Source organism: Actinoplanes sp. NPDC049599 (assembly GCF_044465625.1).
Classification (GTDB): Bacteria; Actinomycetota; Actinomycetes; order Mycobacteriales; family Micromonosporaceae; genus Actinoplanes.
In genome coordinates, this window is sequence record NZ_JBITLX010000001.1 from 304,785 (window position 1) to 326,554 (window position 21,770).

Annotated in this window: 18 protein-coding genes; 5 read left to right on the plus strand and 13 right to left on the minus strand. The window is 71.0% G+C overall.

From position 1 onward, the window contains the following. Positions 1–57: 57 nt before the first annotated feature. The 4 genes from ACIBQZ_RS01405 to ACIBQZ_RS01420 are packed head-to-tail and all read right to left on the minus strand — an operon-like array spanning position 58 to position 3,540. Positions 58–1,266, minus strand: coding sequence for an ABC transporter permease (locus ACIBQZ_RS01405; RefSeq protein WP_396086461.1), 1,209 nt, complete (start codon positions 1,264–1,266; stop codon positions 58–60). Then, a complete protein-coding gene (locus ACIBQZ_RS01410; protein WP_396086462.1) occupies positions 1,263–1,958 on the minus strand; it encodes an ABC transporter ATP-binding protein in 696 nt (231 codons plus the stop codon). The genes ACIBQZ_RS01405 and ACIBQZ_RS01410 overlap by 4 nt, the downstream gene beginning before the upstream one ends. Further along, the gene (locus ACIBQZ_RS01415; protein WP_396086463.1) at positions 1,955–3,022 is read right to left on the minus strand and encodes a peptidoglycan-binding protein; all 1,068 of its coding nucleotides are present in this window, start codon (positions 3,020–3,022) and stop codon (positions 1,955–1,957) included. The genes ACIBQZ_RS01410 and ACIBQZ_RS01415 overlap by 4 nt, the downstream gene beginning before the upstream one ends. Next, positions 3,019–3,540 carry a hypothetical protein gene (locus tag ACIBQZ_RS01420; RefSeq protein ID WP_396086464.1) on the minus strand — a complete coding sequence of 174 codons (522 nt, stop codon included), beginning with the start codon at positions 3,538–3,540 and terminating at the stop codon, positions 3,019–3,021. Before ACIBQZ_RS01420 ends, ACIBQZ_RS01415 begins: the two co-directional genes overlap by 4 nt. Before the next feature lie 166 nt (positions 3,541–3,706). On the opposite strand from ACIBQZ_RS01420, the gene ACIBQZ_RS01425 reads away from it, so the two are divergent. Continuing rightward, complete coding sequence (locus tag ACIBQZ_RS01425; protein WP_396086465.1) at positions 3,707–4,375, plus strand: response regulator transcription factor; 669 nt, start codon at positions 3,707–3,709, stop codon at positions 4,373–4,375. After that, entirely contained in the window at positions 4,369–5,502 is a 1,134-nt protein-coding gene (locus ACIBQZ_RS01430; RefSeq protein WP_396086466.1) for a sensor histidine kinase, read from the plus strand. The genes ACIBQZ_RS01425 and ACIBQZ_RS01430 overlap by 7 nt, the downstream gene beginning before the upstream one ends. Positions 5,503–5,524: 22 nt before the next feature. On the opposite strand, the gene ACIBQZ_RS01435 is transcribed toward ACIBQZ_RS01430, so the two are convergent. From ACIBQZ_RS01435 to ACIBQZ_RS01455, 5 genes are all read right to left on the minus strand, one after another. Further along, on the minus strand, positions 5,525–6,364 hold the full coding sequence (locus tag ACIBQZ_RS01435) for an SDR family NAD(P)-dependent oxidoreductase (protein ID WP_396086467.1): 840 nt from the start codon (positions 6,362–6,364) through the stop codon (positions 5,525–5,527). A 2-nt stretch (positions 6,365–6,366) separates the two neighbouring features. Further along, on the minus strand, positions 6,367–7,797 hold the full coding sequence (locus ACIBQZ_RS01440) for a flavin-containing monooxygenase (protein WP_396086468.1): 1,431 nt from the start codon (positions 7,795–7,797) through the stop codon (positions 6,367–6,369). Positions 7,798–7,804: 7 nt separating this feature from the next. Continuing rightward, entirely contained in the window at positions 7,805–8,194 is a 390-nt protein-coding gene (locus ACIBQZ_RS01445; protein WP_396086469.1) for a hypothetical protein, read from the minus strand. A gap of 58 nt (positions 8,195–8,252) precedes the next feature. Then, the gene (locus tag ACIBQZ_RS01450; protein ID WP_396086470.1) at positions 8,253–8,918 is read right to left on the minus strand and encodes a DedA family protein; all 666 of its coding nucleotides are present in this window, start codon (positions 8,916–8,918) and stop codon (positions 8,253–8,255) included. Positions 8,919–9,069: 151 nt separating this feature from the next. Next, positions 9,070–11,928: a GH92 family glycosyl hydrolase gene (locus tag ACIBQZ_RS01455; RefSeq protein WP_396086471.1), complete on the minus strand. Its 2,859-nt coding sequence runs from the start codon at positions 11,926–11,928 to the stop codon at positions 9,070–9,072. A gap of 349 nt (positions 11,929–12,277) precedes the next feature. Here ACIBQZ_RS01455 and ACIBQZ_RS01460 point away from each other — a divergent pair, with 349 nt between their 5' ends. Both ACIBQZ_RS01460 and ACIBQZ_RS01465 read left to right on the plus strand, forming a co-directional pair. Continuing rightward, entirely contained in the window at positions 12,278–13,999 is a 1,722-nt protein-coding gene (locus ACIBQZ_RS01460; protein ID WP_396086472.1) for a sulfatase-like hydrolase/transferase, read from the plus strand. 87 nt (positions 14,000–14,086) lie between these two features. Further along, positions 14,087–14,242 (plus strand): hypothetical protein, encoded by a 156-nt coding sequence (locus ACIBQZ_RS01465; protein WP_396086473.1) that lies wholly within the window; start codon positions 14,087–14,089, stop codon positions 14,240–14,242. Between the two features lie 44 nt (positions 14,243–14,286). Here ACIBQZ_RS01465 and ACIBQZ_RS01470 read toward each other — a convergent pair whose 3' ends face one another. The 4 genes from ACIBQZ_RS01470 to ACIBQZ_RS01485 all read right to left on the minus strand — a co-directional run bounded on the left by ACIBQZ_RS01470 (position 14,287) and on the right by ACIBQZ_RS01485 (position 18,355). Continuing rightward, positions 14,287–15,600 (minus strand): alpha-amylase family protein, encoded by a 1,314-nt coding sequence (locus ACIBQZ_RS01470; protein WP_396086474.1) that lies wholly within the window; start codon positions 15,598–15,600, stop codon positions 14,287–14,289. A gap of 67 nt (positions 15,601–15,667) precedes the next feature. Continuing rightward, entirely contained in the window at positions 15,668–16,387 is a 720-nt protein-coding gene (locus ACIBQZ_RS01475) for a SigB/SigF/SigG family RNA polymerase sigma factor (RefSeq protein WP_396086792.1), read from the minus strand. 321 nt (positions 16,388–16,708) lie between these two features. Next, positions 16,709–17,128 carry an LURP-one-related/scramblase family protein gene (locus tag ACIBQZ_RS01480; protein WP_396086475.1) on the minus strand — a complete coding sequence of 140 codons (420 nt, stop codon included), beginning with the start codon at positions 17,126–17,128 and terminating at the stop codon, positions 16,709–16,711. A 42-nt stretch (positions 17,129–17,170) separates the two neighbouring features. Next, positions 17,171–18,355 carry a zinc-dependent alcohol dehydrogenase gene (locus ACIBQZ_RS01485; RefSeq protein ID WP_396086476.1) on the minus strand — a complete coding sequence of 395 codons (1,185 nt, stop codon included), beginning with the start codon at positions 18,353–18,355 and terminating at the stop codon, positions 17,171–17,173. Positions 18,356–18,790: 435 nt separating this feature from the next. On the opposite strand from ACIBQZ_RS01485, the gene ACIBQZ_RS01490 reads away from it, so the two are divergent. Continuing rightward, positions 18,791–21,751 (plus strand): discoidin domain-containing protein, encoded by a 2,961-nt coding sequence (locus tag ACIBQZ_RS01490; protein WP_396086477.1) that lies wholly within the window; start codon positions 18,791–18,793, stop codon positions 21,749–21,751. Positions 21,752–21,770: the final 19 nt, after the last annotated feature.

A 21,770-nucleotide genomic window follows, 5' to 3' on the forward strand; every position in this document is an offset into this window, starting at 1 on the left:
GCTGACACGGCACCGACATGCCGCCTACATGAGCCTGCGGTGTGCGGCCCGCGTCGGTCAGCCGGCGGTCAGCGCTTCGGTGGGGGGCAGGCGTCCGGCGCGCATGGCCGGATAGAGCCCGGCGATGGCGCCGATGGCGATCGAGGCTGTGACGCCGCCGGCGATCGCGGTTGCCGGGATGACCGTCGGCCAGCCCTGGTAGGTGGCGTAAACGGTGACGACGGCGAGCCCGATCGCGGCGCCGGCCAGGCCGCCGAGCACCGAGAGCGCGACGGCCTCGGTGAGGAACTGGAGCAGGATCTGGCGTCGTCGGGCGCCGAGGGCGCGCCGTAGTCCGATCTCCTGGCGACGTTCCAGCACCGAAATGATCATTGTGTTGGCGACGCCGACGCCGCCGACCAACAGGGATACCGCGCCCAGCCCGAGCAGGAGGCTGCTGAAGGTGTTCTTGGCGGCCAATTGCGCGGTGAGCGCGTCCGATGGTCGGCTGACCTGCACCGCACTCGGATCCCGCGGGTTGGCCGTGCGCGCCAGGACTGCTCGCACCGCGTCCACGGATGCGTCGACGGAGCGGGTGTAGACGCGGGTCGGGTGGCCGTCGAATCCGAGGCGGGCGGCGGCGACCTCCCAGCCGAGCAGGGCGGAGTTATTGATCTCCGGGGCCAGCTCTAGCGGCTTCAGGATGCCGACCACGGTGAACCACTGGCCGGCGATGAACACCTGCTGTCCCGGCCCGGTGCCGAGCAACCGGGCAGCCGTCGAGCCCAGGACGACGGCCGGGTACCGGGCGGTTGCCTGGTTCAGCCAGGTTCCGCCGGCCAGCTTGCCGTCAAGGGTTTCCAGGAGATCCAGGTGGGCGGCGGCGACCTCGATGCCCTGCGACTCGCGAGGGTCGATCTTGTCGGTTCGCCGTACGGTTGCGCCCTTGACGGTTCCGGTCGCGGTGGCCGAGCGGATGGGGCCGATCCGCTTGACCATGTCGACGGCCTCGTCGGGCAGCGGGGGGTTCTGGCCCACCAGGTTCTGTCCCGGTTCGACCGTCAGCAGGTTGGTGCCGAGGCTGGCGATCTTGTCCAGGAGCTGAGCCTGGCCGGCTGCGCCGATGCCCAGCACCGCGACCATGGCGGCGATCCCGATCGCGATGCCCAGGCCGGACAGGATCGCGCGCAGCGGCCGGCCGCGCAGTCCGAGCAGCCCGACGCCGATGAGGTCGCTCGTGCGCAGCCGTGCCGTGCGGGGCAGCAGCGGCGAGGACGCGGGTTTCATCCGACGCCCTCCCTCGCACTGTCGGAGCGGATCTCGCCGTCGAGGATCTCCACCTGACGGTCGAACGCGCCGGCGATGCCGGTGTCATGGGTGATCACCGTGATCGTGGTGCCCGCATTGTGCAATTCGTGCAGCAACTCGATGATGGTGTCGCCGGAGCGTGAGTCCAGCGCACCGGTGGGCTCGTCGGCGAGCACGATGGCCGGCCGTGCCACCAGCGCGCGGGCGATCGCGACCCGCTGACGTTCGCCGCCGGAGAGTTCCTGCGGGCGGTGTCCCAGGCGATGGCCGAGGCCGACCCGCTCCAGCGCCGTGGCCGCCTCGCGCAGCCGTTCCTTGCGGGCGATGCCGTGATAGAAGAGCCCGTTGGCGACGTTCTGCACGGCCGTCAGGTGGGCGGTGAGGTAGAACTGCTGGAAGACGAAGCCGATCCAGTTCGCGCGTACCGCCGACAGCTGGACGTCGTCGAGTCCGGCGACATCGTGCCCGAGGATGCGCACCGTCCCGCTGGTCGGGCGGTCCAGGGTGCCCATCAGCTGCAACATGGTGGACTTGCCCGATCCGGAGGGCCCGACGATCGCGGTCAGCTCGTCCGGCCGGATCCGCAGGGAGGCGTCGCGGAGCGCGCGCACGCCGCCGGGATACGACTTGCTGACCCGGTCCAGTTCGATGACCGGAAGTGCTGCTGTCATGGCGCCGGCACCGTCACTTTCAGGCCCGCCGTCAGCCCGTTGCCCTTGATCTCGACCCGGCCGTCGGCGAAGGCGCCGAGCTCGACCGCGACGATCCACTTCGTGCCGTCGCCGCGAACGGCCTGCACCCCGAAGCCGCCCTCGGCCAGTGCCAGCAAGGCGTTGACCGGCACGGCGAGGACCCCTTTGTGCACGGCTCCCCGGAAGCCGACCGTGACCGGCGCACCGTCCAGGGCGCCCGTCACCGCGGGATCGTCCAACGCGATGACGACGGGCAGGGTGGGGGTGTCATCGCCACCGTCGTCGCCCGGGGGAGCCTTGGCCGTAGTGCCGACCGTGACGACTTTTCCACTCGCGTTCATGCCGTCCGGCAGCCCGACGGTGACCTTGCTGCCCCGGACCGCCAGAGCCGACTTGGTGGCCGGCAGGTCGACAGTCACCTGCTTCCTGACACCGGTCGCCGTGAGGATCTCACCGGCCGCGCGCGTTCCCGTCCTGGCCTTGACCTGGGCCACCCGGATGGCGCCGGGGAGCACGACCACGTCGCCGACCTCGACCCCGCCGGTGCGGTCGGCGCCGCGAGCCTTCTGCCACTTCCGCACCGCCGCCGCCGTGGCAGCGGTGAACCGGTCGTCGACGGTCAGGCCACCGCCGAAGCCGAGCTTCCGCAGGTTCCGCTCGAGGATCAGCACATCCGGACCATCAGCCACGCCCTCCTGCAGTTCACGCCAGAACGGCAGTTTCCCGTACAACAACGGCACCGGCTGGTTGTCGCCGTCGTACACGTGCTCTCCGCGGGTGATGGTGTCACCCGGCTGCGGAAGCCAGGTCACGATCGAGCTCCGGTCGGTCTCGACGGTGACCGTCCCCGCATAGCCGAGGGTTCCGTCGACCTGCTGGGTCTCCACCAGATCGGTCTTCACGACCGGCACAGCCGGGTCCTGACCCGCCGCGACCCGGTTGGTCCGGCGGTCGTTGCGGTTGAGGATCAGCACGGACGTGCCGATCAAGGCGGCGACCACCGCGGTGACCACCGCCACCGACACCTTCGTCCGCTTCCTCACTTGCTGCCGTCCACCGGGACCTGCTGCATGCACTTCTGGAACGCGGCCGCGAGTTCCGGGGTCTGCTTCACCTGCATCGGCTGACCCGGAACCGGGTCGGGCCAGTCGACGCCCTGGTCGCGCATGCACTTGGCGAACTTGAGCCGCTGTGCCGCCTCCTGGGGATCGCTCGGGTCGAGTCCGGTGCTGCCACTCTGCCCGGCGCTGTACTGCTTGCACTTGTTCATTGCCGCCGTGAGCGCCGGGCTGTCGGGCGGCAGCTGCACCGTTCCCCCGCCGGCCTCCGGGTCCTTGACGTCGATCCCGTTGTCCCGCAGGCACTTCGTCCACCTGGCGGGGTCGTTGGTCGCCGCCGACGCGCTCGGGGCAGCCGTGGCACCCGTCCCGCCGCCGCTGGCGATCCCGTCCGTCGACCCCCCGGAGTCACCACAACCGGTGAGCATCCAGCTAACGGTCAGTATCAGGCCGAGCGCGGCCGTCCGGATCAGGGGCCGGTGGTTCGATGTCACGTTGCGCATATCCACTCCTCCGGGTCGTGCTCGACCGGCAGCCGCCGGTACGACCCGAAGTTCTACGGCGTCCGGTGTTTCACCGGCGTTTCACCGCGGTCGGCCGGCTGCTGTTATGCCGGTGAAACACCGGCGGAGCTAGGGTCGGCCCGAAGACCGGCACCCGGAGGCGGTTATGCGCGTACTTGTGGTGGAGGACGAGAAACTCCTCGCCGGATACATCGCCGAAGGGCTGCGTGACCGGGCGATGTCGGTCGACGTCGCCCACGACGGCAGCACCGCACTCGACAAGCTCGTCACCGACTGTTACGACGTTGTCGTCCTCGACCGGGACCTGCCCGGCACCCACGGCGACGAGGTCTGCCGACGCATCATGGCAAGCGGTGGACGCGCCCGCGTGCTGATGCTCACCGCACTCGCCGAGGTCGCTGAGCGCGTTTCCGGTTTGCGGCTCGGCGCCGACGACTACCTCGGCAAGCCGTTCGACTTCGACGAACTCGTCGCCCGCCTGGACGCGCTCGGCCGCCGCTCCCAACCGGCCGTACCCCCGGTGTTGCGCCACGAAGACATCACGCTCGACTCGGCCCAGCGGCAGGTCACCCGTGGCGGCCGCCGGGTGCCGCTGTCGAACAAGGAATTCGGTGTGCTGGCCGCCTTGATGGCCGCGAACGGGACGATCGTCAGCGCCGAGGAGTTGCTGCGTACGGTCTGGGACGAACACGCGGATCCGTTCACCAACGCCGTACGGGTGACCATGTCCCGGTTGCGGGCGAAGCTCGGTGAGCCCTCGATCATCGACACCCTGCCCGGCGTCGGCTACCGGCTGGCCGGCCCGGCATGCTGAACCGCCTCACGCTGCGCTGGCGGCTCACCCTCATGCACACGGGCGTCTTCGTCGTCGTGGCCGCCGCGGTGGTGACCATGGTGTTCGTCCAGAACCGTATCGTGATCACGAAGGTCGGCAGTCTCTCCCCGAGCGACCTCGCGACCCTGCAATCCGGCACGACCAGACCGATCGGGAAGCCCTCGGCCTCATCGATCCTGGACTCGATCTCCCTTCAGCGCAACGATGCGATCGGCACCATCCTGATCCAGTGGATCGTGGCACTCGCGGTGATGACCGTCATCGTCGGGCTCCTGGCCTGGTGGGTCACCGGACGGGTGCTGAACCGGGTCCACGCGATGACCACCCAGGCGCGCCACATCTCCATCGCCAACTTGCACGAACGGATAACCGCACCGGGGCCGGCCGACGAACTCCGCGAACTCTCCGACACCTTCAACGACCTGCTGACCCGGATCGACGACGCCTTCAGCGCACAGGCCCGGTTCATCGCCAACGCGTCGCACGAGTTGCGCACCCCCCTGGCGGTGGCCCGTACGACGTTGCAGATCGGGCTGGCGACCACCGATCCGGGCCGGGTCCGGCGCGTTCGCGACGAACTGCTCCGCAACAACGACCGGTGCACCGCACTGATCAACGGCCTGCTCACCCTGGCCCGCGGGGAACAGGGCCGATGCGGGCGGGAGAGAGTGGAGTTCGACGACGTCGTCCGCCAGATCACCCGGGAAGCGGCGACCGACCACCGAGCCGGCCCGGCCGGGCTGCGGCTCGACGTGGCCGGCCGCTGCACGGTCACCGGAGACCGGCTACTGCTCGCCCAGCTTGTCCGCAACCTGACGGACAACGCCCTGCGCTACAACGTGCCCGGCGGCGAGGTGCTCGTGCGGCTCACCCCGGACGGCCACCTGACGGTGAGCAACACCGGCCCGGCGATCAGCGCCGCCGAAGCGACCCGCTTGTTCGAACCGTTCTACCGGGGCGCCGACCGCACCGCGCGGACCGACGGCGCGGGACTCGGGCTCTCGATCGTGCACGCCGTCGCCGTGGCCTGCGGAGGCAGCGCCACCGCCACCCCACGAGACGGCGGCGGCCTGGTCGTCGAGGTGTCCATCCCGCCCACGACATGAGCAGGCCACCCGAACGTGACGGTCAGGATGATGTGAGGCCTCTCTTGTCCAGCTGACGCTGCACGACGTTCCAGTAGCGGGCCGGCGCCACCCGGGCCAGCAGGTCGGCCAGCTTGGCCACCTTGGTGATCACCAGGCGTGGCTTGCGGTCCCGGACCGCCGCCACGATCAGCTTCGCCGCCTCCTCCGGCGGCAGGGTCAGCGCCCTGCGGGTGAACTCGGCGGCCTGGGCGGCCTGCGTGCCGTCCTCGTCCGCCCCGCTGAGCCGGGCGCTGGTGGCGATGTTGGTCTTGATGCCGCCGGGGTGCACCACCGTCACGCCGACCTTGCCGGCCAGCTCGTGCCGCAGCGACTCGGAGAAGCCGCGGACGCCGTACTTGCTGGTCACGTAGGCGACCTGGGTGGGCGGGGCGATCAGGCCGAAGAGGCTGGAGATGTTCACGACGTGGGCGCCGGGACGGCTCAGCAGCTGCGGCAGGAAGGCCTTCGTGGTGCGGATCACCGCGTGCAGGTTGATCTCCAGCAGCCAGTCGAAGTCCTTCATGCTGACCTGGTCGAAGGTGCCGTTCAGGGCCACCCCGGCGTTGTTGACCAGCAGGTCGGCGCCGCGGTGGCGCTCCGCGACCGCGGCCGCCAGGTCGAGCCGGTCGCCGCCGTCGGAGAGGTCGACCAGGTGCGTGCTCACGTCCTGCGCGCCCAGCTCGCGGGCCAGCCCGGCGACGCGTTCCAGGCCCTCGGCGTCGCGGTCCACCAGCGCCAGCACCGCCCGGCGGCGGGCCAGGTCGAGGGTCAGCGCCGCGCCGATCCCGCTCGCCGCCCCCGTGATGACACACGTGCGCCCAGCGAAGGTGAAGCGTTCCACGATCAATCTCCCGTCCTGGTCCGGGCGAACATCATGTCACCGTCGTCGATCCTGCTCAGTCGCATCCGCGGCAGATCGAGCAGGTAGTTGTTGAGCATCCGCCAGGCGCGGCGGTCGCTCTGCCGGGGCAGCACGGCCGCGGCCCGCCGGACGTAGCCGGAGGAGAGGTTCATCAGCGGCTCGCCGGTGTCGTGGGCCGCGGCGGGCAGCCGCGGGGTGGCGATGTCGATCCGGTGCCGGGCCAGGTAGTTGAGCAGCCGGCAGACGTAGGTCGAGGTGAGGTCGGCGCGCAGCGTCCAGGAGGCGTTGGTGTAGCCGACGCACCAGGCCAGGTTGGGCACCCCGTCGAACATCATTCCCTTGTAGACGTGCAGCTCGTGGGAGTCGACCGGGCGGCCGTCGACGCTCAGCGCGATCTCGCCGAACGCCACCATGGTCAGCCCGGTCGCGGTGACGATCACGTCGGCGTCGAGCTGCTCGCCGGTGCTCAACCGGATGCCGTGCTCGGTGAAGGTGTCGATCGTCGCGGTCACCACCGAGGCCCGGCCGGCCCGCATCGCGGCGAAGAAATCCCCGTCCGGCACGATGCAGAGCCGCTGGTCCCACGGGTCGTAGCGGGGCACAAAATGCGGATCCACCGGTACGCCCGCAGGCAGCTGTTTCGCCACCCCCTCCCGCAGCGCCTTGGCCACCCGGGCCGGCCAGCGCCGCGACGCCTGATAGAGCGCCCAGGTCAGCAGCACGTTGCGGGCCCGGATCAGCTGCGGGCCCACCCGGCTCGCCCCGCCCTCGCGCGCCGGCAGGGCGAGCAGGTAGCTGGGGGAGCGCTGCAGCATCGTCACGTGCGCGGCCTGCTCCGCCAGCGCGGGCACCAGCGTCACCGCGGTCGCCCCGCTGCCGATGACCACCACACGCTTGCCGGCGTAGTCCAGCCCGGCCGGCCAGTGCTGCGGGTGCACGATCTCGCCGGCGAACCGCTCCCGGCCCGGGAAGTCCGCCTCGTAGCCGCTCTCGTAACGGTAGTAGCCGGTGCACAGGTACAGGAACGAGCAGGTCCACTCCTCGCCGGTGTCGGTGCGTACCGTCCAGCGCGCGTCCGCCGTCGACCAGGCCGCGCCGACGACCCGCCGGCCGTAGTGGATGTGCTTGTCGATGCCGTATTCGGCGGCGGTGTCGCGCAGGTAGTCGAGAATGGTCGACCCGGCCGCGATGGCCTTCGGCTGCCGCCAGGGCCGGAACGGATAGCCCAGGGTGAACATGTCGGAGTCGGACCGTACCCCCGGATAGCGGAACAGGTCCCAGGTGCCGCCGCTGGCCTCGCGCGCCTCGAGAATCGCGTAGCCGCGCCCCGGGCACTCGGTCTGCAACCGGTACGCCGCGCCGATCCCGGACAGCCCCGCGCCGATGACGAGGACCTCCCTGTGCTCGATCATGGGTTGATTATCGGCCCCGCGGCCCGCCGGGCCGGCCGGTCCGCGACGCCCGGTCCTTCTCCTTCTCCCGGCGGACCAGGTCCGCCAGCAGTTCCTTGTCGTACTTCGCCTCGGCGGCCGCGGCCTTGGCTCGGGCCCGGTCCGCCCGCGCGGCGGCCTTCTTGCGTTCCATGACCAGCTCGCTCCGGCGCTTGCCGGCGGCCTTGAGCGACCGCTTGAGCCGCGCCGTCTCCTCGACGGCCCGGTGCAGCGCCAGTTGCTGCTGCTCGGCCAGGTTCGCGACGGTCTTGAGCTGGTGGTCGATGTCGGTGACCGCGGTCCGGGCCGCGACGGCGGCAGCACCTGCGCTGCCCGCCTTGTCCCGGCGGCGATCCAACGGTCGGGCGGTGGTGGTCACGACTATCACTCCCATCCGGTCAGAACTGTCCCGTACCCGCGGGGGTGATAGGCAATCGTCAGGCCTGGACGTCTTCCACCGCGGCCGGCGTGAGGACCGCTTCCCGGGCGCGGCGGCGCCGCAGGTGCCACCAGACGTATCCGCCGGCCGCGAGCACCCCGGCCGCGATCGCCCAGTACAGATACTTGTGCAGCTGCTCGATGATCTCGACCAGGTGGGTGCCGAGCAGGTACGAGATCGTGCACCACCAGCCCACCCAGAGCGCCGCCCCGATGGTGTTGTAGATCAGGAACGTGCGCCAGGGCATTGCCGTGATGCCGGCGATGACGCCGTTGAGCTGGCGCAGGCCGTCGATGAACCGGGCCACCACCACGATCCGGTTGCCCCGGCGGGCGAAGAACCGCTCCGCGCGTTCCAGCCGGGCCGGCGTGATGAAGATGTACTTGCCGAAGCGGTGCACGGCCCGCCGGCCGCCCCGGACGCCGATCCAGTAGCCGATGTTGTCGCCCAGCACGGCGGCGACGAACGAGATCGCGGCGACGGCGAAGATGTCCAGCCGGCCCCAGCTGGAGTAGATCGCGGCGGCGACCATGATCGTCTGCCCGGGCGCGGGCACCCCGAAGCTCTCCACCCCGATCACGCCCGCGATGGCCAGGTAACCCCAGCGGTCCAGGATGGGCGCAACACTGTGCAGGAAGCTGGGCAGATCGTCGACGGGCGGCATGGGCTGAGCAGTCTCCCGTCCTCGGTATCGGGGCCTGCGGCCCGTCCCCACGGTATCCACCCCGGCGGAACACAAACGTGGGGGTGCCCTGACGATCCCTCGCCAAGGCACCCCGTGTCCCGCTCGCACCTTTAATACAACCGGCCCGCAACTAGTTCTGCGGCGGGGTGTCTCCCGGGCCGCTGCCCCAGGTCAGGCTGGGGGTGGCGGCCAGCTGGTAGGTGAGCTCGGCGCCCTTGGTCAGCGCCCCGGCGGGCAACCACCCCTTCGTGGTCGTTCTGCCGTTCACCGCGAGTTCCCGTACGTAGATCGACTTTTCCTCGGCGCGGGGTGCGGTGATCGTCAGGTCCCGGCCGCTCGCCAGGTGCACCACCGCCCGCGGGAAGAGCGGGCTCGTGAGGGCGAGCTCGGCGCGGGTCGGCACGGTCGGATAGAGGCCCAGCGCGGAGAAGACGTACCAGGCGCTCATCGTGCCCGCGTCGTCGTTGCCGGGGATGCCGCCCGTGCCGTTGCTCCACTTGCCGTCGAGGATCGCCCGGACCGTCTCCTGCGTCCGGTACGCGGCCCCGAGGTAGTTGTAGAGGTACGGCGTCTGGATGTCCGGCTCGTTGGTCGCGTCGAACCTGGTGCTCTTGGTGGCGCTGAGGTCGAACGTGCCGTCCGGGTTGCGGAAGAACGCGTCCAGCCGCTCGACCGCCACGTCCGTGCCGCCCATCGCCGCCGCCAGGCCGACCACGTCCGAGTAGACCATCCAGGTGTACTGGGCGCTGCTGCCCTCGACGAAGCCGGCGCCGGTGGACGGGCTGAACCCCTCGGCCCAGTGCCCGTCGGCATAGCGGTCGCGCATCCAGCCGGCGTACGCCCCGTCGGCGGGCACCGGGGTGGGTACGGCCGGATCGGCCAGTTCCAGCTCGGCCAGCTGCACGATCGGGGCGCCGCCGTTGGCGTCCACGGTGAGCCGGTAGTACGCGTACGGCTGCGGGTCCGCCACGGTGAACTCCCGGGTCTCGCCGCGCGCCGCGAAGCTCTGCCCGGTCTGCGTGTCGAGGGTCGTCCAGGTCGTGCCGTCCGGGGAGCCCTGCAGCCGCCAGTCCCGCGGGTCCCGGGCCGGCACGTCGTTCGCCGAGGTCAGGGCGTACCGGTCGACGGTCAGCGGGGTGGCCGTCCGGGCCTGCACCCAGCCGGTGGCCGCGAAGGTCAGCCACTTGGTGCCCTTGTCGCCGTCGAAGACCTGGGCCTTGGACTCGCCGGGCGGGTTGTCCGCGCTCGCGGTGATCCCGGTGATCCGTTCCCGGATGTTGTGCGCCAGGCCGGGGTCCGCCCGGGCGGCCGGGTCGAAGACGTTACGCCAGTTGTGCGAGCGGTCCAGGAACTCCCGGTGCCGCTCCGGCTCGTCCAGGGCCTTGGCCAGCTCGGCGATGCCGTAGTCGGCCGCCGCGTCCTCCAGGGTCTCGGCCGCACCGCCCCAGCAGTGACAGTTGTCGGCCGGCACGTAACCCAGCGACAGGTACTTGTCGAGCGACGGCCGCTGCCCCACACACTCGACGTTGCAGCCGGCGTCGCTGGAGTCGTTCTCGGTCGGTACCGTCGCCGCCGTCACCAGCGACTCGAACGCGCCCCGGACGTCGAAGTCGCGGGCGCCGAAGGCGTACATGCCGGCCACCGCCGCCGCCGACGGGTCGCCGGACATCACCGCGGTCTTGCCGTGTTGCAGCAGCCAGCGGTCCCATTCGCCGTCCCGCTGGGTGGCGTAGGTGAACAGCGACTGCGCGAAGTCACCGGCCATCCGCGGGTCGAGCAGGGCCAGCAGCTGCACCTGCGCGCGGTACACGTCCCAGCCGGAGAAGGTCCCGTACTGGGCCTGCTGCCCGGGGGAGAGCGGGTGGACGGCGTCGTCGGCGCCGTAGTATCGGCCGTCCACGTCGCTGGTCAGCGTCGGCTCCAGCATGGCGTGGTAGAGCGCGGTGTAGAAGGTCGTCTTCTGATCCTCGGTGCCGCCGCCGATCCGGATCTTCTTGAGCCGCCGTGACCATGCGCTGCGGGCGGCGGCCTGGATCGCGGCGAAGCTGAGCCGCTCCGGGGACTCGGCGGCCAGGTTGGCCTCGGCGCCGGCCAGGCTCACGTACGAGATCGCGACCCGCATCCCCACGCTGGTCGTGCCCGGGGCGAAGCGCACGTAGCCGCCGGAGCCCCGGCCCGGGTTGGGGCGCCCGGTGCTGCTGTAGCCGCTGCCGCCCGTGGCGTCGGTGCTGCCCGGCTGCAGGGTGCCGTCGGTCCAGGTGCCGGTGGCGGCGAACGGCTGGTCCAGCTTCGCGGTGAAGTGCAGCGTGTAGTACGCGTGCGAGTTGTCGGTGCTCTGCGGCCCGCAGAAGTTGCCGGCGCGCACCGACCCGCTGACCGTCCGCGTGGCCGGGTCGAGGTGCACGGTCGCGGCCTCGCTGCCGGTCTCCGACAGCGAGGTGCGGAACAGCAGCCCGGCCGGCTTGTCGGCGGGAAAGGTGAACTTGCCGTAACCGGTCCGCGGGGTGACGGTCAGCTCCGCGCCGGCGCCGCTGTCCAGGCCGACCTGGTACCAGCCGGGCTTCGCGGCCTCGTTGGCGTGCGAGAACGTGCTCGCGAAGATCGCGTCAGCAGCGTCCGCGGTGGGCGAGCTGGTGATCTCACCGACGTGCGGCATGACCGGGATGTCGCCGTTGGCGCCCGAGCAGCCCACCCCGCTGAGGTGGGTCAGGCTCAGCCCGCGGATCCGGGTCGCCGTGTACTGGTAACCGCCTGGTGCGGGGATCGAGAGCTGGTTGCCGCGCGAGGTCTGCGGGCTCCAGGCCAGCATCCCGAACGGCGTGACCGCGCCCGGGTAGGTGTTGCCGAGGTTGGTCGTGCCGATGAACGGGTTCACGTACGCCGCGGGCTCGGCGACCAGCGGTGGAGGTGCCGCGGCGTGGGCCGCCGCGCCGAACGGCACGCTCAGGGCCACCCCGGCGAGCACGGCGACGGTACGGGATCGGAACATGCGCTGCCCCCAGATGACATCGATGTCAGGCCATGACGAAGATCAGCCTGTATCGATCCACTCCGATGTGTCAACCCATCCGCCCAGCCCGCGGGCCCTGTGGACAACCTGTGGACAGCCGGGGCGTCAGGCGGCCGGCTGGTCCTCCTCCTGCCACCAGCCGATGTCGTGCAGGACGAGCTCGATCCGGCCGGGCCCTCGGGTGCGTCCACGAGCGCCGATTGAACTACATGCGGCCGAGATCCGTTCCCCTCATCGGGATGTCCCGGAGGAGGGCCAAGTCTTGTCTGGTTCGGTACGTGAAGCACTCGCCGCCCGTTTTCGTCGTGCTCCGCAGGTGGAGGCGCCGGTGACCGCGGAGCCCGTGGTGACCACGGAGTCCGAGGCGACGGTTGCGGCCGAGCCGGCCAAGCAGCCCGGCCGGCTGCGGAAGATCGCCGCTCAGACGCTGACCGTGTCGGCGTTCATGCTGGTCTTCGCCGCGTTGATCATGCCGAACATCCTCAGCAGGTTCGAGCGGCCGGGCACCTACGTGCGGCTCCCGATCGAGGGCTTCGTCGCGATCGGGCTGGTCCTGCTGCTGCCGGGCCGGTGGAAGCGGATCGCCGCCGGGGTGCTGGGCGGCGGCCTCGCGCTGCTGACCATCGAGAAGATCATCGACATGGGTTTTCACGCGACCCTGTCGCGCCCGTTCGACCCGGTCCTCGACTGGGTGCTCTTCGACGACGCACAGTCGTTCCTGGCGGACTCCGCCGGGCGGGCCGGCGCGATCGGCGCGGTGGTCGGGGTGATCGTGCTGGTGCTGGCGATCCTCGCGCTGATGAGCCTGGCCGCCATCCGGATCACCAAGGTCGCCGACCGGCACCGGCGCGCGTCCTTCGGCACCGCCCTGACCGGTACGGCCGTCTGGGTGGTCCTGCTGGTGCTCGGCGTGCAGGTCTTCGGCACGATCCCGGTCGCCGCCCGCAGCTCGGCGATGTACGTCTGGGACCGGGCGAAGATGATCAAGGGTGGCCTGCGCGACGAGAAGGCGTTCGAGAAGCTCGCGGCCACCGACGCGTTCAGCGGCGTGCCCGGTGACCAGCTGCTCACCGGTCTGCGGGGCAAGGACGTCATGGTCTTCTTCGTGGAGAGCTACGGCCGCTCGGCGATCGAGGACCCGGCGCTGAACCCCGGCACGGTCGACGTGCTGGCCGAGGGCAACGCGACCCTGAAGCAGGCCGGCTACGTGAGCCGGAGCGGCTGGCTGGGCTCGCCCACCGCCGGCGGCGGCAGCTGGCTGGCGCACTCCACCCTGCTGTCCGGGCTGTGGATCGACAAGCAGAACCGCTACCGCAACCTCACCTCCAGCAACCGGCTCACCCTGACCAGCGCCTTCGCCAAGGCCGGCTTCGACACCATGAGCGTCATGCCGGGCGCCACCCGGGCCTGGCCGGAGGGCAACTTCTACGGCTACGACAAGGTCTACGACTCCCGGAACACCGGCTACCAGGGTCCGGCCTTCAGCTGGGCGCCGCAGCCCGACCAGTACACGTTGTCCTGGTTCGAAAAGAACGTGCACGGCCCGGCGCACGACCCGATGTTCGTCGAGATGCCGCTGGTCTCCAGCCACACGCCGTGGGCGCCGCTGCCGCAGTTCATCGACTGGGACGACGTCGGCGACGGCTCGATCTACAAGCAGATCCAGGAGGAGGGCAAGAAGGTCGGCTCGATCTGGAAGGACCCGGTCAAGCTGCGCCGCGAGTACTCCCGGTCGATCCAGTACACGCTCACCACCGTGATCTCCTGGCTGGAGCGCTACGGCGACGAGAACACCGTGATGATCCTGCTCGGCGACCACCAGCCGTCGTCGCTCATCGTCGGCGACGGCGCCAGCCGGGACGTGCCGATCACGCTGCTGGCCAAGGACAAGAACGTCATGGCCAAGGCGTCGGACTGGGGCTGGACCGCCGGCATCGCGCCGGCCCCGCAGGCGCCGGTCTGGCCGATGGACCAGTTCCGCGACCGGTTCATGACCACCTTCGGGCCCCCGGCCGACGTCAGCCGGGTGCTGGCCCCGCCCAAGCGCTGACCGCCCGGCGCGGCCGGTGATTGGAAAATCGGCGCCCTGGGTATCAGGAGGCCGGCGGACAAGCCGCCCCCTGGAACGGAGCCCCCCATGTTGATTCTCGGTCTCATCCTCCTGCTGCTGGGCATCTTCCTCGACGTCTCGATCCTCTACACGATCGGCGCCATCCTGCTGGTCATCGGAGCCGTGCTGTGGATCCTGGGCGCCGTCGGCCGCCCGGTCGGTGGCCGAAAAGTATGGTTCTGATCCGCTGAGCCGCTGAAAAACGCCCGCCCTTCGGCGGGCGTTTTTCATGCCTCCAGCACGGCCCAGCCGTGGGCCGGCAGCACCACCGCGGCGTCGGCCGAGCCGGCCAGCCTGAGCTCGGCGGCGCCGTGCAGCACCGATTTCCCGTACGGCACCGGCAGCTCGGCAGGCGCAGCACCGACGCTCAGGGCCACGACGAGCCGGTGGGTCCCGTCGGTGGCCGCGTAGGCGAACTGCTCGTTGGTCAGGTGCACCGTGCTCGTCCGGGCGCGATGCAGCCACGGGTGCCGGCGGCGCAACCCGATCAGCTCCTGGTGCAGGTGGTAGAGCGACCAGCCGTACGGCGCCAGGTCGGCCGGGGTGGCGGGGAACGCCGGACGGACGGAGTCGTCGCCGTGCTCCCGGTCCTGCTTGACGCCCTGGAAGCCCTGCTCGTCCCCGGAGTAGACCGACGGGGTGCCGCCCACGGTGCACAGCAGCGCCAGGGCCAGCGGCACGTGCCGGGTGTCGGCGAGCATGCTGGCCAGCCGGGTCACGTCGTGGTTGCCCACGAAGGTCTGCGGCACGAAGTGGTCGAGGAACCCGTTGTGCCGTTCCAGGGCCCAGCTGAGCTCGAAGAAGTTGGCCGCGTTCAGCGCGCTCCAGACCGCCTTCCACAGCTCGTACTGGGTCACCGAGTCCACGCCGGACTGCGTCACGAACTCCGCGTAGTCGCCGTGGATGACCTCGCCGACCACGTACGCGTCCGGGAACTCCGCCCGGACCCGGGGCAGCACCGTGGCCCAGAACCCGGTCGGCACCGAGTACGCGGCGTCGAGCCGCCAGCCGTCCGCGCCGCGGCGCAGCCAGTGGGTCAGCACCTCGGTGACGTAGTCGGCGACGGCCGGCTCGGCGTGGTTGAGGGCGACCAGCGCGCCGTGGCCCTCGAAGGTGTCGTATCCGGGCTCGCCGCCGCCGTCCGGCCAGGTGAGGTTGAACCACCCGGCGGTCGGCGCGTCCCGGCCCTGGTCGAGGACGGCCTGGAAGGCGGCGTGCCCGCGCCCGACGTGGTTGAACACCCCGTCGAGCAGCACCCGCAGCCCGCGCTCGTGCGCGGCGGCGACGAGCGTGTCGAAGTCGGCGTCGTCACCCAGCCGCGGGTCGATCCGCAGGTGATCGGTGGTGTCGTAGCCGTGCGTCTCGGCGGCGAACACCGGCCCGAGCAGGATGCCGGAGGCGCCCAGCTCGACGGCGTAGTCCAGCCAGGCGGTGATCCGGGCCAGCCCGCCGTTCTCCCGGCCGGCGGGGTACGCGCCGACAAAACCCAGCGGATAGACCTGCCACCACACCGCGTGCTCGACCCAGCCAGGCTCACTCACCGTGTCACTCCTCCCGATACGCAGAAACGCCGGCCCGAACCGGGCCGGCGTTCAGTCTGCGGGTTGATCAGATGGTCTCGCTGGCGAGCTGCGTGCGCAGCTTCGTCAGGGCCTTGGTGAGCAGGCGGCTGACGTGCATCTGGGAGATCCCGACCTGGTCGGCGATCTGCGACTGGGTCAGGTTGCCGTAGAAGCGCAGGGTGAGGATCTTCTGTTCACGCTCGTCGAGCATGGCCAGGGCGGGGCCGAGGGCGACCCGGGTCTCGGCGAGTTCGAACTCGTGGTCCTCGCCGCCGAGGGTGTCGCCGAGTTCGGTGGTGCCGTCGGCGCTGATCGGGGTGGACAGGCTGGTGGCGTTGTAGGCGCGGGCGCCTTCCAGGCCTTCGAGGACTTCTTCCTCGGTGACGCCCAGGTGCACGGAGATGTCGGCGACTGTCGGGGACCGGCCGAGGGTGTGGGTCAGGGTGCTGTTGGCCTCGGTGATGGCCAGGCGCAGCTCCTGCAGGCGGCGGGGCACCCGCACGGACCAGGTGCGGTCGCGGAAGTGGCGCTTGATCTCGCCGATGATGGTGGGGATGGCGTAGCCGGCGAAGTCGACGCCGCGTTCGGGGTCGAACTTGTCGACGGCCTTGATCAGGCCGACGGTGGCGGTCTGGATCAGGTCGTCGGTGGGTTCGCCGCGGCCGGAGTAGCGGTGGGCGAGGTGGCGGGCCAGCGGCAGCCAGGCCTCGATCGCCCGGTCCCGCAGCGACGCGCGGGAGGGGTGACCGACGGGCATGGCAGCCATCGCATTCAGGAGATCGGCGGCGCTGTCCTCCGGCGCCTCGCTGATCTTCGACTTCGTCTCCGAGGTCTTTACCGTCTGAGTGGCAGTCATCTCGTGGTCCTTCCTGGCACCTGTCCGGAGAGCCGGCCCGGTTTGCACCGGGCCCGGTCGGGCAAGGTATCGCTATCGGTTCCACGGGTGACGGCGATCGATGTGATCACCGTCGTCCGCGCACGCTTGGCCGTTCGGTTATGACGACCTTAACCGAGTGGACCATAGATGACTAGCCGAAAGTATGAGTCACTTTATGTAGTCGGTCGGTCACAGTGGATCGTTGTCCGATTACTCCTCGTCCTTCTGCTTCTTCTCGTCCTTCTTCGCCTCCCGGGCCAGCGCCAGGTCGAGAGCGAGCACCCCGGCGATGACCAGCAGCGGGTCCTCGCCGGGCGGCACCTTCACCGCGTACGTGTCCCGGATCGTCAGCCAGCGCTTGGACACCGCGGCCACCTCCTGACCGTCCCGCTCGATCACGTACTCGTGGTCGAGCAGGTCACCCTTCATGGTGAGGTCGTCGGGGCCGGGCACGTCGATGGTGAACTTGTCCCGGAACGGCGTGAAGAGGTTCTTGCGGACCTCCGCGGCCTTCTCCCCGCCGATCCGGATCTCGTACGTCGGCCGCAGCGCCACCAGGTGCCGGTGCACGCTGGCCACCTCGGCGCCGGCCAGGTCCTCGATCACGACCTTGTCGCGGGCGCTGAACACCTTGCCGCGATCCTTCCCCATCGGGCGGGCCGGCAACCAGGATCAGGGCTTGAGCACGACCTTGATGCAGCCGTCCTCCTTCTTCTTGAACATCTCGTACGCATGTGGGGCCTGCTCGAGCGGCATCCGGTGGGTGGTCAGGTCGTCGACGCCCAGCGGGTCGTCGTCGCCGGTCAGCAGCGGCAGGATGTCGTCCACCCACTGCTTCACGTGCGCCTGGCCCATCCGCAGGGTCACGCCCTTGTCGAACAGGTCGAACATCGGGAACGGGTCGGCCTGGCCGCCGTACACGCCGATGATCGAGATGGTGCCCGCCCGGCGGACGGCGGCGAACGCCGTGCGCAGCGCGCCCATCCGGTCCACGCCGGCGGTGTCGATGGCCTTGCGCGCGACCGCGTCGGGCAGCAGCCCGGCGGCCTTCTGGGCGAACTCCTGGAACGGGGTGCCGTGCGCCTCCATGCCGACGGCCTCGACCACGCTGTCCGCCCCGCGCCCCGAGGTCAGCTCCAGGACGGCGGCCGGCACGTCGTCGACCTCGTCGAAGTTGATCGTCTCGATGCCGTGCCGCGCGGCCATGGCGAGCCGCTCCGGCACGTTGTCGGTGGCGATGACCCGGCCGGCGCCCAGGTGCCGGGCGATCCGGGAGGTCATCTGGCCGATCGGGCCGAGGCCGGTGACGAAGACCGTGCCGCCGGGGGTGATGTCGGCCCACTGCGCCGCCTGCCAGGACGTGGTGAGCACGTCGGAGAGGAACAGGTAACGCTCGTCGGGGTGGCCGTCCGGCACCTTGATCGGCCCGAAGTGCGCCTGCGGCACCCGCAGGTACTCGGCCTGGCCGCCCGGCACCTGGCCGTAGAGCTTGGTGTAGCCGAACAGCGACGCGCCCTTGCCGTGCTCGGTGACCTGGGTGGTCTCGCACTGGGCGAAGAACCCCCGGCGGCACATCCAGCAGCGACCGCAGGAGATGTTGAACGGGATGACCACGCGGTCGCCCGGCTTGATGTGGGTGACCTCGGCGCCGACCTCCTCCACGATGCCCATCGGCTCGTGACCGAGGACGTCACCCTGGTCGAGGTACATCCCGAGCACGTCGTACAGGTGCAGGTCGGAGCCGCAGATGGCGGTCGACGTCATGCGGACGACGGCGTCCGTCGGCTCCTGGATCTTGGGGTCCGGAACCGTCTCGACCGACACCTTGGACGTGCCCTGCCAGGTGAGTGCTCGCATCGTGATGTGCCTCCGTCTCGGTGGATTCACCGGAGGGGTGCCCCGAGCGCGGCGGGATATTCCGTATCGGGCGGCGCGGGCCGCGGGACAGCCCGACGTGCCGGTCAGATCCGGTACGGACGGATCACCGGTCCCTGGACGAGCCGAGGCGCCGGCCTCGGGTGGAGCCGGCGCCATCGGTCGGGGGGACGTGCTGTGGGGACGGTGGTGTCAGTTTCATCGATGCATTACGTAACACGCAAGCAATCTGGGTTCCGGAACTTCGTCACACCCGTCCAGTGAGGTGGGTCTCCCTCGCCGGGTTCCACCGGGCCTGATCGGGCATGCTGGTCGCTCGGTCCGCATCGAGAGCCCTCGTGGCCGAAAGGTGATTTGACAGTCTTTGGGGCGGACGCGAAGGCTGTCCAGGGCATCCTGTTCTGCCGTGGAGGTCCCTTGTTCGTCCTGTCCCGACGACAGCTGCTCGCGCTGGCCGGTGCCGGCGGCGTCGGCGGCGCGCTGAGCCTGCCCACGCGGGCCTCGGCGGCGCCGGCCGACCCGGTCGCCGACGTCTACCGTGAGTTGCTGCACCTGCACACCCGGTGGGTCGAGGAGCAGTGGGACACCGAGATCGGCGCGTACCGGGCTGAGGACTTCCGCTTCGCCGTGGTGCTGGGCAACGCCGTCCTGCTCGGGTTGGACGACTTCGACCCGCGGCTGGCCGACGTCGACGCCGGCACGCTCAAGGCCAAGACGGTCGCCACGATCCAGCGGTACGCCGCCACCAACCGGTTCGCCGGCGGCACCGAGTGGGGCCGGCGGCTGTTCTGGGACTCCACCTTCGAGGTGTACTTCGTGCTCGCCGCCCGGCTGCTCTGGGCGGACCTGGACGCGCAGACCCGGCAGAACGTGCAGCGGATCGCCGTCGGGCAGGCCTCGTACGCGTACGGCCTGGGCTCGGACGACGATCCGCTCAGCGGCGACTGGTCGCCGCACGGCACGACCGGCGGCTGGCTCGGCAACACCAAGCTCGAGGAGATGGGCGTCTACGCCCAGGCCCTCGCGCCCGGCCTGGCCTGGGCCGGCGACGACACGGCCGCCGAGGGCTGGCGGGAACGGTTCCTGCTCTGGGCCACCAACGCGAGCGGGCTGCCCGCCGCCGACCTGGCCAACCCCGCGGTCGTCGACGGTGAGCGGATCGACCAGCGGGCCACCGCGCACAACCTGCACGACACCTTCATCGTCGAGAACCACGGCTCGGCCAGCCCGCACTACCAGGCGGAGCTCTGGCGCACCGCGGGGCGGGCGGCGATCCACTTCCTGGTCGCCGGCCGGCCGCTGCCCGAGGTGCTCACCCGGCAGCCCAACGGCACTGAGCTCTGGGCCACCCTGCGCCTGCTGGCCAGCGACGCCGGCGAGCCGGTCATGCCGATGATCGCGGACCGCTACCACCTGTACGGCCGCGACATCCTCCCGCTGGCGTTCCTGGCCCAGGTGCAGGGCGACCGGGACGCGGCGCGCGCCGAGGCGGACCTGGCCGAGCGCCTGACGCCGTACCTGCGGTACGAGCCCAAGTACCAGCTGACCAAGTTCAGCGGCGAGGACAAGTACGAGCCGGAGGCCCGCGCCGAGCTGGCGATCTCGTACCTCTTCCACCGGCTGCGCGACAAGCCGGTGGCGCCGGTGAGCAAGGCCGAGTTCTTCCGCCGCGCGAGCGGCACCCGGAATTTCGGCCGCACCGTCGGCCTGACCGCGCACCAGTCGGAGCGCGCCTTCGCGGCGGCCGTCACCAAGGCCGGCTTTGTCAACTTCCTCTGGCAGCCCGGCCACGACAACTGGCTGATCGACACCCGCGAGCCCGCCTTCCTGCCCGGCGGCACCGCGCCCACCGCGCAGTGGACCAGGGCCTACAGCAAGGTCCGCGACGGGGTCGACGCGACCGCGACCGTGCTGGCCGTCCCGGGCGGCCGGGCCGGGTTCACCACGCTGCCGACCGGCACGGTGGTCTACGCGAGCACCGGCCTGCCCGGCGAGGGCCGGCTCTCCCTGTTCAACCTGACCATGCCGGGTGTGCCCGGCCTGACCGGCAGCCGCACGTTCACCACGCCCACCGGCACGGCGCTGCTCGGCGAGCAGGACGACGGGGACATCACGTTCACCCCCCGCGACGCCCGCTGGGTGCGGATGCTCGGCCGCGAGCCCGGCACCGAGTACGGCTACTCGATCTTCACCTTCGCCGTGCTGGACACCCGGGGCGCCGACCTGGCGCAGGGTGCGATGCCGACCGCCTCGTCCGAGGACATCTGGAACCCGGCCCGCAACGCCACCGACGGCAACCCGGAGACCCGCTGGGCGGTCGCCCGCGAGGAGCGTGGTCGCGCCGACAGCTGGCTCGCCGTCGACCTGGGCTCGGCCGTACGGGTGGCCGGCGTGCGCATCTCCTGGGAGGCCGCGTACGGCAAGAGCTTCCTGATCCAGACCTCGACCGACGGGCTGACCTGGACCGACGTGGCCGCCGTGCCGGAGACGCGGTCGGCGGCGGGCTGGGTCGGCATCGACGGCCGGGCCGGCATCGTCACGCACGGGGCGAAGCGCAAGATCGTGGTGAGCGCCTCCGGGGTGGCCGCCGCCGCACCGATCATCGAGGGGTATGCGGGCCACCGCACCGACCTGGCCACGCTGGCCGCCCGCACCCTGCCGGCCGGCCGCGGCCTGCTGATCAGCGACGCCGACGGTTACCTCAGCGTCTTCAACCTCACGCCCCGCCGGGCGGGTTCCGTGCCGGTGCGCATCCCGTCCGCCCGCCGGCTCTACCGGGGCACCCAGGTGGCCCGCCACCGGGGCCTGGACTGGACGGTCAGCGTCGCGGGCGGCACGGCGCTGGTCGAGCCGCCCCGGTTCACCCTCGAGGACGCGGTGCCCGACGGCACCCGGTTCGAGGTGACCGACTCGCACCACCTGACCATCACGGCGCCCGCGGAGCGCAGGGTCGTGGTCACGGTCCGGGCCGGCTCCTGGTCCTCGACCGTCCGGCTCCGGCCCGGCCGGTCGCGCGCCGTGGTCGTGCCGGGCGCGCCGATCACCCCGACCGCCGACCTGGCCCGGGGCCGGACGACCTTCCCGACCTCGCCGCTGCCGGCGGGCATGACAGCGCCGGCACGCGCGGTGGACGGCGACCCGCGGACGGCGTGGCGGCCGGGCGGGCCCGGCCGGATGGTCGTCGACCTGGGCGCCGTCGTCGCGGTCTCGGACGTGCGGCTGACCTGGTCCAGGGGCCGCCGCCGCCCGGTCCGGGTGGAGGCCTCCAGGGACGGTCTGACCTACGCGCCGCTGTCCGGGCAGGCCCGCTATGTGGCCGTGGCGGTTGACGGCTGGCGGCCGGGCGACGCCGAGCTGGTCCATCTCGTAGTGGTTTGACCAGCTTTCGCGTTCTGCC

Coding starts and splice junctions, on each gene's coding strand:
- ACIBQZ_RS01465 (WP_396086473.1), top strand. CDS start 14,087: ATGTTGATTCTCGGTCTCATCCTCCTGCTGCTGGGCATCTTCCTCGAC.
- ACIBQZ_RS01475 (WP_396086792.1), bottom strand. CDS start 16,387: ATGGCTGCCATGCCCGTCGGTCACCCCTCCCGCGCGTCGCTGCGGGAC.
- ACIBQZ_RS01450 (WP_396086470.1), bottom strand. CDS start 8,918: ATGCCGCCCGTCGACGATCTGCCCAGCTTCCTGCACAGTGTTGCGCCC.
- ACIBQZ_RS01420 (WP_396086464.1), bottom strand. CDS start 3,540: ATGCGCAACGTGACATCGAACCACCGGCCCCTGATCCGGACGGCCGCG.
- ACIBQZ_RS01430 (WP_396086466.1), top strand. CDS start 4,369: ATGCTGAACCGCCTCACGCTGCGCTGGCGGCTCACCCTCATGCACACG.
- ACIBQZ_RS01440 (WP_396086468.1), bottom strand. CDS start 7,797: ATGATCGAGCACAGGGAGGTCCTCGTCATCGGCGCGGGGCTGTCCGGG.
- ACIBQZ_RS01425 (WP_396086465.1), top strand. CDS start 3,707: ATGCGCGTACTTGTGGTGGAGGACGAGAAACTCCTCGCCGGATACATC.
- ACIBQZ_RS01410 (WP_396086462.1), bottom strand. CDS start 1,958: ATGACAGCAGCACTTCCGGTCATCGAACTGGACCGGGTCAGCAAGTCG.
- ACIBQZ_RS01455 (WP_396086471.1), bottom strand. CDS start 11,928: ATGTTCCGATCCCGTACCGTCGCCGTGCTCGCCGGGGTGGCCCTGAGC.
- ACIBQZ_RS01405 (WP_396086461.1), bottom strand. CDS start 1,266: ATGAAACCCGCGTCCTCGCCGCTGCTGCCCCGCACGGCACGGCTGCGC.
- ACIBQZ_RS01485 (WP_396086476.1), bottom strand. CDS start 18,355: ATGCGAGCACTCACCTGGCAGGGCACGTCCAAGGTGTCGGTCGAGACG.